We start from the raw sequence: 16,608 nt of genomic DNA on the forward strand, positions 1-16,608 counted from the left end.
GACGCTAGCGGAGGAATTCCTTGACCGACAAGGCGATCGAACCGGCGTCGAGGCCGTGCGCGAGATCGTGATCGGCCATTTCGCCGTAGATCCGTACTTCGGCGTCGCGCCGGACGCCGAGCGAGAGCAGCCGATGCGGCGTTTCGGACAAAGCGTCGGACACCGCGTGTGCCGACGTCCCCGCCAGGTAGGGCTCGACCAGCACGATATCGGTGCTGCCCGTGGCCTCGACGGCCGTGCGCAGCCCGGCGCCGTCGAACGGCCGGATCGTCGAGGTGTAGAGCACGGTCACGTCGAGATCGGCGGTCGCTTCCATCGTCCTGTCGAGCATCGGCCCGACGGCCACCACGACGGCCCGGCTGCCTTCGCGCAGTGTCTGCAAGCCGGCCCCCAGATGCGGCTTCGCGTTCTCCTGCGCGGAAAGCCGGAGATAGACGCGCCCGTCACCCGGGATGGACTCCAGCAGCAGCCGCCGGGCCTCTTCGGGATGCCCCGGCACGTGCACGGTCCAGCCCGGCAGCGTGTCGATGAGCGCGACGTCGCCGGGCGCCTGATGCGTCCGTCCCGCGGTCGGCATGTCGTAGGACGCGCCCGAAGACACCAGCACGGCACCGACGTCCTGGTGCCCGAGGTCGAGTTTGACCTGCTCGAACGCGCGCTCCACGAGGAACGACGAGAAGGTGTGGACGATCGGGCGCATCCCGGCGAGCGCCAGCCCGCCCGCGGTGCTCATCATCAGCTGCTCGCGGATGCCGACGTTGAGCACCCGGTCCGGATGTTTCCTGGCGGCGAAGGCGAGCTGTGCCGCGGAGATGTCGGCGAGCACGACGGCGACGTTCGGGTCGGTGTCGAGCACCTCGGCGGCCGCGTTGAGGAACGTTTCACGCATGTCCACGGTTTCAGGCCTTTCGCTCGACGGTCGCGACCACGGCGAGCGGCCGGTCCGGATGGGGTGTGGTGAAGGCTTCGTAGAGCGCCTCGTGATCGCGGCCGTCGACGGTGCGCGTGACCCAGCCCTCGACCTCGAACCGGCGCGCGATCCCGCCCGGCCAGCCGTGGGTGGCCGAGGAGTTGTCGACGACCACGACGGTCAGCTGCGGCATGCCGATACGTCCCGCGATCGCGATGGCTTCCTGGTTGGAGCCTTCGTCGAGTTCCGCGTCGCCGACGAGAGTGACGACCTTCGCCTCCCGGTACCCCTTGGCGCGCAGGCCGAACACGGTGCCGATGGCCAGCGGGAGCCCGTGCCCGAGCGACCCGCTGGCGATCTCGGCGCCCGCCAGTCTCGCCCGGTCGGGATGATGCCCGAGCCGGGACTCCGCCGAGGTCCAATCGGCGAGCTCCTCTTCGTGGATGAAGCCCTTCTTGGTCAGGACGGCGTAGTAGGCCATCGGCCCGTGCCCCTTCGACAGCAGGAAGCGGTCGCGTCCGGGTTCCCGGAAGGTCTCCGGAGTGATGTCGAGCACGCGGTCGTAGAGCACCCACAGGACGTCCACAGTGGACTCCGCGGCGGCTTGGTGTTTCTCGTCCCCGGTCATCAGCGAGATCAGCCGCGGCAGATCCTCGTAGCCGGTCTTGGTGTCGGTGGTCATGAACCGAGCGTGCAACCTCGACTTAGGTCGAAGTCAAGGCTAGCCTGGCGACGTGACGAGACTGGCTGAACACCTGAGCATCGGACAGGTCGCCGACCGCAGCGGCGTGCCCCACACGGCTTTGCGTTTCTACGAGGACAAAGGGCTGATCAGCTCGGAGCGCTCGGCGGGCAACCAGCGGCGCTACGCGCGGTCGGTGCTGCGCCGGATCGCCTTCATCCGGGCCGCGCAGCGGGTCGGCCTCAGCCTGGACGACATCAGCTCGGCGCTGGAGACCCTGCCGAGGGACCACGCCCCCACCAAGGCCGACTGGGCCCGCCTTTCGCGGGGCTGGCAGGACGAACTCGACGCGCGGATCGACGCGTTGCAGCGGCTGCGGGACAGGCTGACCGGATGCGTCGGCTGCGGTTGCCTGTCCCTGCGCAGCTGCGGGCTCTACAACGCCGACGACCAGATGTCCCGCTTCGGCCCCGGTGCGGGGAAACTGCGCCCGGCCTCCGAGGGCGGCATCTGAATTCCGTTGCCACGCGGGCACCGGATGTGCGTCACTGGGACGCGAAATGGACAAGAAGAATCTCATCCGGGCCTCGAAACGGCTCTCCCGGCACCTCCGGCACGCGCCCGGTGACATCGGCATCACGCTGACCTCCGACGGCTGGGTCGAAGTCGACACGCTCTTGGCCGCCTTGCGGCGCAACGGCTTGCGCCTCACCCGCGCCGAGCTCGACGAAGTCGTCGAGGGTAACGACAAACAGCGCTTCGCCTTCGACGAGAGCGGGCTGCGGATCCGCGCCAGCCAGGGGCACAGCGTCGAGGTCGACCTCGCGCTGCCCGCCGCCACGCCGCCCGGTGTGCTCTACCACGGCACCGTGTCCCGGTTCCTCGACGCAATCCTGCACGAGGGGCTCCGGCCGATGAACCGGCACGCCGTGCACCTTTCCGCGAACGTCGAGACCGCGCGCACGGTCGGCGGCAGGCGCGGTGTCCCGGTCGTGCTCCTCGTCGACGCGCGGGGCATGGCGGCCGCCGGACACGAGTTCCAGGTGAGCGCGAACGGCGTCTGGCTCACCGCCGCGGTTCCGCCGGAGTTCCTGCGCCGTCTCCCCTAGACCAAGCGGTTGTTCCGCAAGAGCGACAGCGTGTTCACGGTGAACAGCCCGTTCCATTCCAGCGCGGCGGCGGGCGAATAGCTGGTGTAATCGACCCGCCAGCCACCGTCTTCGCGCTGCCCGCCCGCCACCCGGCGCAGATCCGCTTCGATGAACTCGGGCCGGAAAAGCTTCCGCGCCGGTCCGTCCGGGTCCGGGGCGAAATCGAGGGGGCGCATGGCCTCGCCCTCGATCCCGCCGCCGACGGCGACCACGCCGTCGTCCGGCACGAACCGGCCGAGTTTCTCGACCAGGCGCGTTTCACCCAGCGCGTCCACGAGCTTCATCGCGAAGGCGAGCACGAGCGCGTGCGGCGTCTCGTCGAGTTCCTCGATCTCGCGGAGGCAGTAGCCCGTGGCCTTGGCCAGCCAGGGATGCGCGGCGACGGCGGGATCGTGGGCCGCGACGCGATGCGCGACCAGCGCGACGATCGCGGTGATCTGCAACGAGGAGACCGACGGATCCGCGCTCGCCCAGAACGGCGCGCTGCCGAACGGATCCGGCATCGGCAGCGCGAACGGGATCCCGCCGTCGGGCAAGGAGATCGAGGCCAGCCAGTCGCAGAGTTCGGCCGCGCGCGGACTGGTCACCGGGCCGATGTCGGCGAAGACCTCGAAGGCGTGCAGCGCGCCTCCGGGCTGGCTGGTCGCGGAGCGGCAGTCGGGTTCGAGCCCGTGACCGTAGCCGCCGTCGGGATTGCGGTACCCCTCCAGCGCGGCGAGCGCCGCCGCCGGGTCACCGTCACGGAAAAGGACCTCGAAACGCCGCCTGTCGAGCAGGCGGGCCTGGGTGGCCATGAAGGTGGCCGCGGAATCGATGTCGATGTTCATGCCGACAGGGTCGCGCGGATCGCGGCGCCTGTCTTGAACACATCGGTCACGTGGTGCGGCGCCGCGGGCGGTTGTAGAGCTTGCGGCCGACGGCGAGGAGCGTTTCGCGCAGCGTCTCGTCGTCGAGTGAGGCGACCTCGATCGAGCCGCCGGCGACGGCGATCCCCGCCAGCAGGACCTGGGCCGTCACGATCGCGGTGAGGTCCGGATCCGGGCCGACCAGGATCTCCAGCAGCCGGTTCTTGAAGCTGTCCGAGCTGTGCACGGACTTCTCGATCGCGCGGGCGATGCCGGGGTCGCTGGAGAACAGCGCGACGAGCGAGCGGTGCCGCACCACGAGGTCGACGAAACCGTCGAGAAGGTGGTCGATCTGCGCGCCCCGGGTGCGCTGGGCGCGGGCGTCGTCGACGATGCCTTCGAGTTCGAGCAGCACGGGCTCGGCGACGGATTCGGTGATCTCCGCCTTCGTCTTGAAGTGGTAGTACACGGCGGCCTTCGTGACGCCGAGGGCGTCCGCGATCATCTGCAGCGAGGTGCCTTCCACGCCGTGTTCGGTGAACAACCGCAGCGCCGTGTTCAGTAGTCGCGTGCGGGTGTCCTCCGCGTGGACGACGTCCATGATCCCTCCTCGTTCAGCCGTCGGAGATTACGTCAAGCGTGCCCGTCGGGCCAAACGAGTACTAGCCGTGCGGCTAGTCACACACTTGCCGATCGGCTTGTAGGCCACTAGCCGATCGGCTAGCTTGGAATGAACCTGATCGAGTGAACGGGAGATGTTTGTGGCCAGCTTCCTGTACCGCCTGGGCCGGTTCTCGTTCCGGCGCCGGGCACTGGTGACGGCGGTGTGGGCCGCTGTCCTGGTGGCCCTCGGCGCGGGGGCGCTGACCCTGTCCGGCCAGCTTTCGAACTCGGTGACCATCCCCGGCACCGAGTCGCAGAAGGCGATCGACCAGCTCGCGGACCGGTTCCCGGAGGCCGCCGCCGGTGGCGCGACCGCGCGCGTCGTCATCTCGACCCCCGGCGACATCACCGACGCGTCCGGGCAGGCGGCGATCGCGGGCCTGGTCAAGGGGCTCAAGGACGCGCCGAAAGTCGCCGGAGTGGTCGACCCGTTGCAGGTGCAGGCGATCTCGCCCGACAAGCACGTGGCGCTCGCGCAGGTCAGCTATCGCGTGCCGGGCTTCGAACTCACCGACGCCGACCGCGACGGCCTGATGGCCGCCGCCGGCGCCGCCAAGGCCGCCGGGTACACGGTGGACTTCGGCGGTGACGCCGTCCAGGCGATGCCCGCCACGAACGCCACCGAAGGCCTCGGTGTCGCCGTCGCCGCCGTCGTCCTGATCATCACCTTCGGCTCGCTGCTCGCGGCCGGGATCCCGCTGCTGACCGCGCTCATCGGCGTCGGCATCGGCATGGCGGGCATCACCACCGCGTCCGGTTTCCTCGAACTCAACACGAACACGCCGGTGCTCGCGCTGATGATCGGCCTCGCGGTCGGCATCGACTACGCGCTCTTCATCGTTTCCCGTTATCGGCACGAACTGACGATCGGCCGGGATCCGGAAGAAGCCGCCGGACGCGCCACCGGCACGGCGGGCTCCGCCGTGGTGTTCGCCGGGCTGACCGTGATCATCGCGCTGGCGGGCCTGACCGTCGTCGGCATCCCGTTCCTCGGCGAGATGGGCATCGCCGCGGCGATCACCGTCGCCATCGCGGTCGTCATCGCGCTCACCCTGCTGCCCGCCATCCTCGGGTTCGCGGGCGGCAAACTGGCCGGTGGCAAGATCCGCTTGCGCCGCAAGGAAAGCGCGACGACTCACGGCGAGCGGTGGGCGCGTTTCGTGGCCCGCCACCGGATCCCGGTGCTGATCGCCGCGATCGCCGGGCTCGCGATCGTCGCCGTCCCGGCCGCGAGCATGCAGCTCGGCCTGCCGAACGACAGCACCGCCGCGCCGGACACCACCCAGCGCAAGGCCTACGACACCGTCGCGCGCAGCTTCGGTGAAGGCGCCAACGGTCCGCTGGTGATCGTCGTCGACCTCAACGGCAGCACCGACCGGCAGGCCGCGCTCCAGCAGGCCGCCGCGGGGATCGGCGGGCTCCCCGAGCGCCCGATCGTCACGCCGCCGAAGACCAACCGAGACGGCGACCTGGCGCTGCTGACCGTCATCCCGAAGAGCGGTCCGAGCAGCACCGCGACCGAAGACCTCGTCAGCGACATCCGCGGCCTGAACGCGGGACTGGGTTCGGCCACCGGCGCGTCGCTGGCGGTGACCGGCCAGACCGCGGCCAACATCGACGTCTCGGAGAAACTCGCCGACGCGATGCTGCCCTACCTCGCGCTGATCGTCGGGCTCGCGTTCCTGTTGCTGATGCTGGTGTTCCGCTCGGTCGTGGTCCCGCTGAAGGCGACGCTGGGCTTCCTCGGCTCCGTGGTCGCGACGTTCGGCGCCGTGGTGGCGGTGTTCCAGTGGGGCTGGCTCACCGAGCTGCTCGGGGTGAAGACGACCGGGCCGATCATGAGCATGCTGCCGATCCTGCTGATCGGCGTGCTGTTCGGGCTCGCGATGGACTACCAGGTGTTCCTGGTGACGCGGATGCGGGAGGAATACGTCCACGGCGCCGACCCGCAGCAGGCGATGGTCACCGGCTTCCGGCACGGCTCCCGCGTGGTGGTCGCCGCCGCGCTGATCATGATCAGCGTGTTCGCCGGGTTCGTCCTTGCGGAGTCCTCGCTTATCCAGTCGATCGGGTTCGCGCTGGCCTTCGGGGTGCTGGTGGACGCGTTCGTGATCCGGATGACCATCGTGCCCGCGCTGATGTCACTGCTCGGGCGCGGTGCCTGGTGGCTGCCGAAGTGGCTGGACCGCGTGCTGCCGGACGTCGACGTCGAAGGCGAGAAGCTCGCGAAGCAGCTGGACGCTCCTGACGAGCGGGAGCTTGTTCGGAGCTGAAGGACGCTTTACCCGCGTTAGACGCGGTGAAGGGGACTTTCCTCGCATGTCATGCGGGGCAAGTCCCCTTCAGCTCGCTTGAAGCCTGTCAGGCCAGCCAGGCGATGGCGCCGCCGATCGCCAGCAGCGCGCCGATCCCCAGGACGACGGCCATGAACTTGACGCTCTTCCAGGTCGCGTAGACGCCGCCGATCAGGAAGCCGCCGAGCGCGAACAACAGCACGGCGATGGTCGAGTTACTCATGCCCGCCAGGCTGCCACACCCGTGACTCCCCGACCCCGCCGGGTGCGGCACCACGCACTTCGTCCTCTGGATGCGGTCCTTGCGCGTGCAAGTACCGCATCCAGAGGACGAAACGCGGGTCTAGAGGACGCCCTTCGTGGACGGGATGCCGCCCGCGCGCGGGTCCGGCTCGGTGGCGGCACGCAAGGCGCGGGCGACGGCTTTGTACTCCGCCTCCGCGATGTGGTGCGGGTCCCGGCCGTGCAGCACGCGGACGTGCAGCGCGATCTGCGCGTGGAACGACAGCGAGTCGAACACGTGCCGCGTCAGCACGAACGGGTAGTTCCCGCCGATGGTGAAGCTGTTGAACTGCTCCGGCTCGCCGAGGTGCACGCAGTACGGGCGCCCGGAGACGTCGATCGCGGCGTGCGCGAGGGTCTCGTCCATCGGGATCCACGCGTCACCGAAGCGGCGGATGCCGCTTTTGTCGCCGAGCGCCTGCCGCAGCGCCTGGCCGAGCACGATCGCGGTGTCCTCGACGGTGTGGTGCGCGTCGATGTGCACGTCACCGGTCGCCTGCACCTTGAGGTCGAGCGAGCCGTGCACGCCGAAAGCGGTGAGCATGTGGTCGTAGAACGGGACACCGGTGTCGATCTCCACCTGTCCCGTGCCGTCCAGGTCGAGCTGGACCGAAATGGACGATTCCCTGGTGGTGCGATCCACCTTGCCGACGCGACTCATCGCGGCACCTCCTTGCTGGCCTCGAGAAAGGCGTCGTTCTCTTCCGGCGTCCCGATGGTCACCCGCAGATGCCCTTCGATGCCGACGTCCCTGATCAGCACACCGTTGTCCAAATAGGACTTCCAGGTCGCGGGCGCGTCCGCGAACCGTCCGAAGAGGACGAAGTTCGCGTCGCTCGGGACCGGCGTGAATCCCAAGCCCAGCAACGCTTCCACCACCCTGTCGCGTTCGGCCGCGAGTTTGGCGACCGAGGCGAGCGTGGCGTCCGCGTGCCGCAGCGCGGCCCGTGCGGCGGCTTGTGTGAGCTTCGAGAGGTGATACGGCAGCCGCACCAGTTGCAGCGCGTCGACGATCGCGGGAGCGGCCGCCAGGTAGCCGAGCCGCCCGCCTGCGAAGGCGAACGCCTTGCTCATCGTGCGCGACACGATCAGCTTCGCCGGGTACTCCTCGATCAGCTCGACGGCGCTCGGCTGCGACGAGAATTCCGCGTACGCCTCGTCGACCACGACGATCCCCGGCGCCGCTTCGAGCAGTCCGCGCAGCTCGCCGAACGGGATCGAGCCGCCGGTCGGGTTGTTCGGGCTGGTCACGAAGACGATATCCGGACGGCGTTCGCCCACCAGCGCGGCGGCCTTCTCGGTGTCGAGGCTGAAATCGTCGCGGCGCGGCACCGGCAGCCAGTCGGTGCGGGTGCCCGCCGAGATGATCGGGTGCATCGAGTACGACGGTTCGAAGCCCAGCGCCGACCGGCCGGGACCGCCGAAGGCCTGCAGGACCTGCTGCAGGATCTCGTTGGATCCGTTGGCCGCCCAGACATTCGACTCCGAGACCAGCACACCGGTGGACACCGCGAGATAGTCCGCGAGGTCCTGCCGCAGCGCGACGGCGTCGCGATCCGGGTACCGGTGCAGCGACGCGGCTTCGGCGCGGACGGCCTCGGCGACGTCGGCCACCAGCGCGTCCGGCGGCGGGTACGGGTTTTCGTTGGTGTTGAGCCGGATCGGCACGTCGAGCTGCGGCGCGCCGTACGGGGTCTTGCCCCGCAGGTCCTCCCGCAGCGGGAGCGCGTCGAGCGTGATCTCCTCGCCGATGCTCATGCCCGCTCCCCCTCGAACCGCGCCGTGATGGCCTCGCCGTGCGCGGGCAGGTCCTCGGCGTTCGCCAGCGCGACGACGCGGCCGGCGATCTCGCGCAGCGCGTCCTCGCTGTAGTCGACGACGTGCACACCCTTGAGGAAGCTCTGCACCGACAGCCCGGACGAGTGCCGCGCGAACCCGCCGGTGGGCAGGACGTGGTTCGACCCGGCGCAGTAGTCGCCGAGCGAGACCGGTGCGTACGCCCCGACGAAGATCGCACCGGCGTTGCGCACGCGGGCCGCCACCGCACGGGCGTCCGCGGTCTGGATCTCCAGGTGTTCCGCGGCGTACGCGTCGACGACGCGGATCCCGTCGTCCACTCCTGATACCAGGATGATGCCGGACTGCTTGCCGCTCAAGGCTTCCGTCACCCGCTCGGAGTGTTTGGTCGCGGCGACGCGGCCGGTGAGTTCCTTGTCGACGGCGTCCGCGAGTGCCTCGGACGTGGTGACCAGCACGCTCGCGGCGAGCGGGTCATGCTCGGCCTGGCTGATCAGGTCGGCGGCGACGTGCACCGGGTCGGCGGTCTCGTCGGCGAGGATCGCGATCTCGGTCGGGCCCGCCTCGGAGTCGATGCCGATGATGCCGCGCAGCAGCCGCTTGGCCGCGGTGAGGTAGATGTTGCCGGGTCCGGTGACGATGTCGACCGGCTCCAGCGTCGCGCCGTCGGTGTCGGTGCCGCCGTACGCGAGCAGCGCGACCGCCTGCGCGCCGCCGACGGCCCAGACCTCGTCGACGCCGAGCAGTTCGGCGGCGGCCAGGATCGTCGGGTGCGGGAGCCCGCCGAACGCGGCCTGCGGCGGCGAGCACAGCACGAGCGTGCCGACACCGGCGATCTGCGCCGGGACGACGTTCATCACCACGGTCGAGGGATAGACCGCGAGCCCGCCCGGCGCGTACAGCCCGACACGCTCGACCGGGATCCAGCGCTCGGTGACGGTGCCGCCGTCGACGACCTCGGTCGTGACGTCCTGGCGCCGCTGATCGCCGTGGACCTTCCGGGCGCGGACGATGGACTCCTCCAGCGCCTCGCGGACGGCCGGGTCCAGGTTCGCGAGCGCGCTGGTGAGCTCCGCGGCGGCCACCCGGACACCGGGAGGACGGACCTTGTCGAACTTCTCGGTGTACTCGAGAACCGCGTCGACGCCGCGATCGCGGACCGCCTCGACCACCGGCCTCACGTGATGCAGCGCCGCGTCCACGTCGTACTCGGCACGCGGGAGCGTGCTCCTGAGCTCGGCAACGGACGGGACCTGTCCACGCAGGTCGGTACGGATCAGCATGGGTCCAGGGTACGAGGTGGCCGGATCATCCCGAGCAGGCACACTGGAGTGGTGACCAGCGATCCCACGATGAGGGAGGGCTCCGTGCCGAGAATCGGGTTGTGCCAGCTCACGACGGCCGAGGATCCGGAAACGAATCTGAAGCTGATTCGTGAAGGCGTGGCGGCCGCGGCGGCGGAAAGCGCACGGATCGTGGTCTTCCCCGAGGCGACGATGGTGCGCTTCGGGGTCTCGCTGAAGCCTCTCGCGCAACCCCTGGACGGGCCGTGGGCGTCCACTGTGGCGTCCATCGCCGATGAACACGGCATCGTGGTCGTCGCGGGCATGTTCACGCCGTCGCCCGACGGACGCGTGAGCAACACGGTGCTCGTCACCGGTGCCGGACATCACTTCGGCTACGACAAGATCCATCTGTACGACGCCTTCGGGTTCGCCGAGTCCGACACGGTCGCCCCGGGGACGGCACCCGTCACCTTCGAGGTCGACGGTGTCACGTTCGGCGTCGCGACCTGCTACGACATCCGCTTTCCCGAACTGTTCCGGAAGCTCGCCGACGACGGCGCGGACATCGTCCTCGTGCCGACGTCCTGGGGCGCGGGCGAGGGCAAACGCGAGCAGTGGGAGGTGCTGGTGCGCGCCCGCGCGCTCGACTCCGGTTGCTGGGTCCTCGGCTGCGGGCAGGCCGATCCGGCCACGACGTCGACCCCGGTGAACCCGAAGGCGCCGACCGGGATCGGCTACTCGACGGTGTCCGACGGATTCGGCCGCGTGCACACCCAGCTGGGCGCCGGGCCGGAACTGGTGGTCGTCGACGTGGATCCCGCGATCAGCGGGAAGGCCCGGGCGGCGACGGGGGCTCTGGCGAACCGTCGCCTCTGACGTCCACCGATCGCTCGAAGAAGGATTCGAGCACCACGATCGTCTGAGTCCCTGTGACGCCTTCGACGGCGTACAGCCTGCGCAGTGACGCTTGCAACTCCTCGGTGGTCGGCGTGCGCACCTTGACCAGGAGCGAGGCCGGGCCCGCGATGATGTGCGCCTCCACGACCTCCGGCAACGCCTCCAGCGCGGCCTTGGTCGGCGAATCGCCCATCCAGGAACCGGCCTCGATCAGCACGAACGCCATCACTCCCCGGCCGACCGCCGCTGGGTCGACGTCGACGGTCGTGCGCCGGACGACGCCCTGTTCGCGCAGCTTGCGGACCCGTTCGTGCGCGGCGCCCGCGGACAACCCGACCGCCTTGCCGAGCGCGGCGTACGCCTGGGTCGCGTCCCGCTGCAACTCGGTGAGCAGCATGCGATCTACGTCATCCATGGGTTGACCATATCAAGTTCGGCGGTTCATGATGATTGCAAGATCTCATTCAGAACACTGGGGTTCTCATGGATATGGTCAAGGCACGGTTCGAGGTCCTCGACGAGCGGTTCGCCCGCGTCAACGGGGACGAGTGGATGCGACGCCTGCACACCGGCTGCCGGTGGACCGAGGGGCCCGCCTATTTCCCCGCCGGCCGATACCTGGTCTTCAGCGACATCCCGAACGACCGCGTCCTGCGGTGGGACGAGACCACGGGCGCGGTCGGCGTGTTCCGCGAACCCGCCGGCTTCCACAACGGGCACACCGTCGACCGCCAGGGCAGGCTCGTCAGCTGCGAACAGGGCGGCCGCCGGGTGACGCGCACCGAGCACGACGGCACGACCACCGTGCTCGCGGAGACCTACCAGGGCAAGAGGTTCAACAGCCCCAACGACGTCGTGGAGAGCTCGGACGGCGCGCTCTGGTTCACCGACCCCAGCTACGGGATCGACAGCGACTACGAGGGACATCAGGCCGAAAGCGAGATCGGCGCCTGCCACGTCTACCGCGTCGACCCGGTGGACGGCTCCGTGCGGATCGTCGCGGACGACTTCACGCGCCCGAACGGGCTCGCGTTCTCACTCGACGAATCGCTGCTCTACATCGCCGACACGCGGCAGGATCCCAGCCACATCAGGGTTTTCTCGGTGAACGAGGGACGGCTCTCCGGCGGCGGGATCTTCGCGACCAGTGACGCCGGCGGTTTCGACGGGATACGGCTGGACACCGCCGGGCGGGTCTGGGCCGCCGCGCACGACGGCCTGCACTGTTTCGCGCCCGACGGCACCCGCATCGGGAAGCTGCGCGTGCCGGAGGTCTGCTCGAACCTGACCTTCGGCGGGCCGCGGTGGAACGACCTGTTCATCACCGCGTCGAGTTCGGTCTACACGCTGCGGGTGAACTTCTCGGGGCCCCGGTTCTAGCGCATTCAGTCCTCTGGACGCGGTCTTTGCGCGGGGTGGGGGCTCAGTTTCGCGCTCACGGCGGTACATGATGGCCCCCTTCCTTGCGCTAGACGCAAGGAAGGGGGCCATCATGTACTTCGCGGCGCCGCGGAGGGTGAAGGCCGAGTTCCTTCACTCAGCTGCGGGCGGGGGCTGCACGCGTTCGGTGGTGGCCACTGAGGTTCCTGGGTCGCTTGTGCCGACCTGGCGTTCCGTGAAGGACCCCTTCACTACCTTGAGGGTGGGCAAGGAGGCCTTCACAGCCAGCCAGCCCGCACGCCACCCGGAACGCATTCAGAGGACCAATTGCGCGGGCTAGCGCAGCAGGCCTTCGCGGATCGCCACCCGCACGAACCCGGCCCGACGCCGTTCTCCCGTCTTGTCCCGGATCCGGTCGAGGTAGGACCGCACCGTCCGCACGCTGATGTTCAGGATCTCCGCGACGTCGACGTCCCGTTCACCGGCCGCGACCAGCCGCAGCACCTGCTTCTCCCGTTCGGAGAGCACGATCTTGGGTCCGGCGTGGCGGTCTTCGCTGTCCTGGATGATCATTCCGGCCAGCGTCGGCGAAACGTACGCGTTGTCCTCGGCGATGGTGCGGATGGCGCGCAGGAGTTCGTCGCCGTCGACGTCCTTGGAGAGGAAGCCCTTCGCCCCGGCTTGCATGGCCCCCAGCACTTCGGGCTGTTCGGCGTGCGCGGACACCACGAGGACCTTGTGCCCCATCTGCCCCACTTCGAGCACCGCGGCGGCGTCCTGGACACCGCGCAGCTTGAGGTCGAGGACGACGACACTGCCCGGAGGCTGCTCCTGGACGGCGAACCGCGCGACGGAATCGGCGACGGCGCCCAGCTCGATGTCGGGCGCTTCGGTGAGGACCCGCGCGACGGCGTCCCGGTACAGCGGATGATCTTCGATCACCCCGACGTTGATCGGTGCGGTGCGTTTCGGCTGCTGCTCGTCTGCGTTCACCGGCGTCCTTCGAATCCGCCCGCGTCGTCGCGGGGCGCGATCGGCCGAGAAGGGCCGGGCACCTCCGGCGGAGACGCGAGCCCGAGCTGGATGGCCTTGCGGACCAGACCGGCCCGCCTTCTCTCTCCGAGTTTGTCACGGATCCGGTCCAGGTAACCGCGAACCGTCCGGACCCCGATGCCGAGGATGCGGGCGATGTCGACGTCGCGTTCGCCCGCCGCGACCAGCCGGAGTACCTGCTTCTCCCGCGCGGAGAGCGCGACGTCCGGAGCCGACACGGGACGGTCGGCGTTGTCCTTGATGATCATTCCGGCCACCACCGCGGAGACGTAGGCCCGGCCCTGCGCGACCGTCCTGATCGCGGTCAGCAGTTCGTCGACGTCGACGTCCTTGGACAGGAATCCCTTGGCACCGGCGGCGATCGCGCCGAGCACCTGCTCGGGCTCCGCCTGCGCGGACACCACGAGCACGTGATGCCCCAGTTCGCACACCTGGAGCACGGCCGCCGCCCCGGCGGTCCCCGGCAGCCCGAGATCGAGCAGCACCACGCTGCCGGGCGGCTGTGGATGGACGTGGAACCGGGCGACCGAATCGACCACCGCGCCGAGTTCGATCCCGTCGGCCTCGGTGAGGACCCGGACCACGGCGTGGCGGTACAACGGATGGTCCTCGATCACCGCGACGTCGACCCGGTCGGTCTCCGGCCTGTCTTCAGTCATCTGCACGTTCCCGATCACCCCGTCCCACCTGCCGCGGACACCGCCCGGCCTGCCTGCGCCGGATCCAGCGCGGGCCCGCGCGGCACCAGTGCCAGCAATCCATTCGGAACCGGTTGCCGTTCGGCTTGGCCGTACCCGAGGGAAGCGAGTGCCTCGGAGCCCGCCACCGGGTACTTCTGGCCCGTGTCGGTGACGACGTAGACCGTGCCGGAACCGGATTCCGCCACCACCGCACCTCCCGACGGAGGCACGAAGACGGCGTCGGCGACCAGCGCGTCCGTGCGCGCCGTCACCGGGATCGCCTTCGCACCTTGCGGCAACGGGACCTGCGCGGAGATAACGATTCGAGAACCCTGCGCGCATAGCGTCACGGACTGTCCGGTAACGGGCGCTTTTCGCGGGATCCGGTCCGGATACTCGGCGGGATCGGCCCCGCCCGCCCTCGCCGTGCCGACCTTCGCGACCGCGGCGACGTCGGCCGCGCGCACCGCGACGGGGGCCGGGACGCCGGTGTAGGCGTCCGCGTTCTGCGGCGTGTTGATCAGCAGGCTCGCCTCGGTCTGGCCGATCGGTTCGAGCCCGTCGGAGTGGACGAGGTAGTACGAAGTCGCGTCGCCGGGCGACGCCATCGCGTCGACGACTCCGAGCACCGAACCGACCTTCGTCGCGGTGCCGCCGACCTTCGGGCCGGACCGGCCGGCGTCGTCGACCGCGCGGTAGGCCAGATCGCGGCCGGCGGCGACGGTGCCGATCCACCGGGAGGACACCGCGATCGCCGGGTAGGTGTCGAACTGCAACGCCGTGGCGGCCTCGGAGGTGAGCTTGTAGCGGCGTCCCGCCGTGACGAGGTACCGCTCGCCCTCGGGGACGCGGACCACGACGGCCTGGTCCTTCGGCAGGTCGACCCCGGCGGCGGGCGCACCGAGAAGCACTGTCGTCTCCGGTTCGGCCGACGCGGGCGCGTCCTGCGTCGTCCGGGAACAGCTCGTCCACGGGGTCTTCACCAGCGCGGCCGCCGCGGGCAGCGAGTCGGGGGCGCCCGGGATGCCGATCTGCGAACCACGCGGCGCCTTCGCGAGCTTGTCCGAAGGGACGGTCACAGTGGCTTCACCGTTGCCGCCGGCCATCAGCCGCGCGGAGGCGTAGTTGAGCACAGGGTGCAGCGCGCCGTCCTGGCCGAGGATGTAGCGCGCGCCGGTGCCCTCTTCGACGATCACCTTGCCGCCCGCCAGCCAGTCCTTGCCGCCGGAGGGGTTCAGCAGGCCGATCACGCCGAACACCGCGGTGACCAGCAGCGCGACGCCGAGGCCGCACAGGGTGCCGATGACCAGCCTGCGGCTCGGGGCGACCGGATGGTTGGCGTCAGCCGAGACGAGTGCCGAAACCAGTCTCCTGCGGAGGAATTGGTAGGCCTGGATCTGGTCCCGCTGCGTCCACACGCTCCCGTCCCCCGCCGTTCGTGCCCACCCCGTTTCGAGGGTGCTCACGTTAGATTCCGGCCTCGGTTCACGGTGAGGGTAATTTTTACGCCCCTCCCCCGCGCGGGGCGCGGTTACCTTCGGACGCGTGCACGGAGGAGGGGAATTCCTTGTCGGTTGAAGCCCCGGCGGTGGGGACACCCCGCCAGGCCCCGGAACAGACGCCCGCTCACGGTGTCGCGGGCGCGGCGCCGCTGCCCTGGCTGCTGCCGATCCGCCCGTTGCAGGCGGCGCTCTGGGAGATCGCCGGGATCGCGATCCTGCTGGCCTTCACCGTCGACGGGATCCCCCAGGCCGCCCAGATCAGCATCACCGCCGCCGGCGGCGTCCTCGTGCTGACGACGTCGGTCCGGTTCGCCGGACGCCACGCCGCGGGCTGGCTGCTCACCTGGGCCGGTTACCGGCTGAAGCGCCGCGCCAAGAACGAAGTCCCCGATCCGCTGCACCGGCTCGCCGGTCCAGTCCGGGTGCGACAGCACGTCGACCGCGCGGGCAACCGCTTCGGCGTCGCCGAGGTCGGCGACGGCTGGAGCGCCATCGTGCGGCTCACCCCGGGCGCCATGCAGCCCGGACCGGACGCCCTGGCCTCGATCCTGCGCGAGGCGTACGCGGGCACCGGGATCCCTTTGTCCAGCGCGCAACTGCTGACCTGGACGGTCCCGAATGGACAGTCGCTGCTCCGGGTCCGCTGGCTCACCGTCAGGTACCGGCCCGAAGACGCGCCGATCGCGGCGCTCGCCCGCGGCGGTGGCGAACTCGGCGCGCTGCGGAGCACCGCGTGCGCGGCGCTGGCCCTGATGGGCTCGCTGGCCGAAGCCGGGTTCGAGAGCACTGTGCTCGAAGCCGGTGAAGTGGCGGAAGAACTGCGTGTCGCGCTCGGCAGTGGTCAGGACGCGCCGGTCGAGGGCTGGCGTTCCTGGGACTGGGGCGGCGCGTCGCAGGTCTGTTACCGGCCCCGGTCGGAGCGGGATCTCGCGCGGACGCTGGATCTTCACGTCCCCGGCTCGGCGTTCACCGCGACTTCGTACACGCTCCACCGATCGCCCGGCGGACGGGAGAAGTCCGAAGTGACCATCCGGGTCGGCGGACGGCCGGGGTCGGAGATCGCACGGCCCAGCGGGATCGCGGTGACGCCGCTGCACGGACGGCACGCGGCGGCGGTCCGGCGGACCCTGCCGCTGGCGCTGGAGAACTGAGGGGAAGAAGAGTCCGTGGAGGGTTCCTTTCCTCT

The 16,608-nt window shown here is 70.0% G+C and carries 18 protein-coding genes; 6 read left to right on the top strand and 12 right to left on the bottom strand.

The window, feature by feature from the left end:
- Positions 1–4 precede the first annotated feature (4 nt).
- Both B0293_RS29710 and B0293_RS29715 read right to left on the bottom strand, forming a co-directional pair.
- On the bottom strand, positions 5–895 hold the full coding sequence (locus B0293_RS29710) for a transketolase family protein (RefSeq protein ID WP_005155283.1): 891 nt from the start codon (positions 893–895) through the stop codon (positions 5–7).
- 4 nt (positions 896–899) lie between these two features.
- Entirely contained in the window at positions 900–1,592 is a 693-nt protein-coding gene (locus B0293_RS29715; RefSeq protein ID WP_005155286.1) for a thiamine pyrophosphate-dependent enzyme, read from the bottom strand.
- Positions 1,593–1,644: 52 nt separating this feature from the next.
- Here B0293_RS29715 and soxR point away from each other — a divergent pair, with 52 nt between their 5' ends.
- Both soxR and B0293_RS29725 read left to right on the top strand, forming a co-directional pair.
- On the top strand, positions 1,645–2,106 hold the full coding sequence (soxR, locus tag B0293_RS29720) for a redox-sensitive transcriptional activator SoxR (RefSeq protein ID WP_005155287.1): 462 nt from the start codon (positions 1,645–1,647) through the stop codon (positions 2,104–2,106).
- A 46-nt stretch (positions 2,107–2,152) separates the two neighbouring features.
- Entirely contained in the window at positions 2,153–2,701 is a 549-nt protein-coding gene (locus tag B0293_RS29725) for an RNA 2'-phosphotransferase (RefSeq protein WP_005155288.1), read from the top strand.
- On the opposite strand, the gene B0293_RS29730 is transcribed toward B0293_RS29725, so the two are convergent.
- Both B0293_RS29730 and B0293_RS29735 read right to left on the bottom strand, forming a co-directional pair.
- Complete coding sequence (locus B0293_RS29730; RefSeq protein ID WP_005155290.1) at positions 2,698–3,570, bottom strand: prenyltransferase/squalene oxidase repeat-containing protein; 873 nt, start codon at positions 3,568–3,570, stop codon at positions 2,698–2,700. The two genes, B0293_RS29725 and B0293_RS29730, sit on opposite strands and share 4 nt — an antisense overlap.
- Before the next feature lie 46 nt (positions 3,571–3,616).
- Positions 3,617–4,189: a TetR/AcrR family transcriptional regulator gene (locus tag B0293_RS29735; RefSeq protein WP_005155291.1), complete on the bottom strand. Its 573-nt coding sequence runs from the start codon at positions 4,187–4,189 to the stop codon at positions 3,617–3,619.
- A gap of 160 nt (positions 4,190–4,349) precedes the next feature.
- On the opposite strand from B0293_RS29735, the gene B0293_RS29740 reads away from it, so the two are divergent.
- Positions 4,350–6,524, top strand: coding sequence for an MMPL family transporter (locus B0293_RS29740; protein ID WP_005155293.1), 2,175 nt, complete (start codon positions 4,350–4,352; stop codon positions 6,522–6,524).
- Between the two features lie 88 nt (positions 6,525–6,612).
- On the opposite strand, the gene B0293_RS43785 is transcribed toward B0293_RS29740, so the two are convergent.
- The 4 genes from B0293_RS43785 to hisD all read right to left on the bottom strand — a co-directional run bounded on the left by B0293_RS43785 (position 6,613) and on the right by hisD (position 9,907).
- Complete coding sequence (locus tag B0293_RS43785) at positions 6,613–6,768, bottom strand: hypothetical protein (RefSeq protein ID WP_005155295.1); 156 nt, start codon at positions 6,766–6,768, stop codon at positions 6,613–6,615.
- A gap of 120 nt (positions 6,769–6,888) precedes the next feature.
- Positions 6,889–7,488: an imidazoleglycerol-phosphate dehydratase HisB gene (gene hisB / locus B0293_RS29745; protein ID WP_005155296.1), complete on the bottom strand. Its 600-nt coding sequence runs from the start codon at positions 7,486–7,488 to the stop codon at positions 6,889–6,891.
- Positions 7,485–8,585, bottom strand: a complete 1,101-nt coding sequence (locus B0293_RS29750; protein WP_005155297.1) for a histidinol-phosphate transaminase — start codon at positions 8,583–8,585, stop codon at positions 7,485–7,487. The genes hisB and B0293_RS29750 overlap by 4 nt, the downstream gene beginning before the upstream one ends.
- Positions 8,582–9,907 carry a histidinol dehydrogenase gene (hisD, locus tag B0293_RS29755; RefSeq protein WP_005155298.1) on the bottom strand — a complete coding sequence of 442 codons (1,326 nt, stop codon included), beginning with the start codon at positions 9,905–9,907 and terminating at the stop codon, positions 8,582–8,584. Before hisD ends, B0293_RS29750 begins: the two co-directional genes overlap by 4 nt.
- Positions 9,908–9,991: 84 nt before the next feature.
- On the opposite strand from hisD, the gene B0293_RS29760 reads away from it, so the two are divergent.
- Positions 9,992–10,786 (top strand): carbon-nitrogen hydrolase family protein, encoded by a 795-nt coding sequence (locus B0293_RS29760; RefSeq protein ID WP_005155300.1) that lies wholly within the window; start codon positions 9,992–9,994, stop codon positions 10,784–10,786.
- Here B0293_RS29760 and B0293_RS29765 read toward each other — a convergent pair.
- Positions 10,734–11,222 carry an Lrp/AsnC family transcriptional regulator gene (locus B0293_RS29765; RefSeq protein WP_039916975.1) on the bottom strand — a complete coding sequence of 163 codons (489 nt, stop codon included), beginning with the start codon at positions 11,220–11,222 and terminating at the stop codon, positions 10,734–10,736. The genes B0293_RS29760 and B0293_RS29765 overlap by 53 nt on opposite strands.
- Positions 11,223–11,290: 68 nt before the next feature.
- Here B0293_RS29765 and B0293_RS29770 point away from each other — a divergent pair, with 68 nt between their 5' ends.
- Positions 11,291–12,187, top strand: coding sequence for an SMP-30/gluconolactonase/LRE family protein (locus B0293_RS29770; protein ID WP_005155302.1), 897 nt, complete (start codon positions 11,291–11,293; stop codon positions 12,185–12,187).
- A gap of 336 nt (positions 12,188–12,523) precedes the next feature.
- On the opposite strand, the gene B0293_RS29780 is transcribed toward B0293_RS29770, so the two are convergent.
- From B0293_RS29780 to eccB, 3 genes are read right to left on the bottom strand one after another with little or no spacing between them, the layout of a single operon-like run.
- Positions 12,524–13,180, bottom strand: a complete 657-nt coding sequence (locus B0293_RS29780) for a response regulator (RefSeq protein WP_005155303.1) — start codon at positions 13,178–13,180, stop codon at positions 12,524–12,526.
- Positions 13,177–13,899 carry a response regulator transcription factor gene (locus B0293_RS29785; protein ID WP_245191916.1) on the bottom strand — a complete coding sequence of 241 codons (723 nt, stop codon included), beginning with the start codon at positions 13,897–13,899 and terminating at the stop codon, positions 13,177–13,179. The genes B0293_RS29780 and B0293_RS29785 overlap by 4 nt, the downstream gene beginning before the upstream one ends.
- Positions 13,900–13,913: 14 nt before the next feature.
- The gene (eccB, locus tag B0293_RS29790) at positions 13,914–15,338 is read right to left on the bottom strand and encodes a type VII secretion protein EccB (protein ID WP_005155304.1); all 1,425 of its coding nucleotides are present in this window, start codon (positions 15,336–15,338) and stop codon (positions 13,914–13,916) included.
- A gap of 149 nt (positions 15,339–15,487) precedes the next feature.
- Here eccB and B0293_RS29795 point away from each other — a divergent pair, with 149 nt between their 5' ends.
- Entirely contained in the window at positions 15,488–16,573 is a 1,086-nt protein-coding gene (locus tag B0293_RS29795; RefSeq protein WP_407640109.1) for a type VII secretion protein EccE, read from the top strand.
- Positions 16,574–16,608: the final 35 nt, after the last annotated feature.

Source organism: Amycolatopsis azurea DSM 43854 (assembly GCF_001995215.1).
GTDB classification, from domain to species: Bacteria; Actinomycetota; Actinomycetes; order Mycobacteriales; family Pseudonocardiaceae; genus Amycolatopsis; species Amycolatopsis azurea.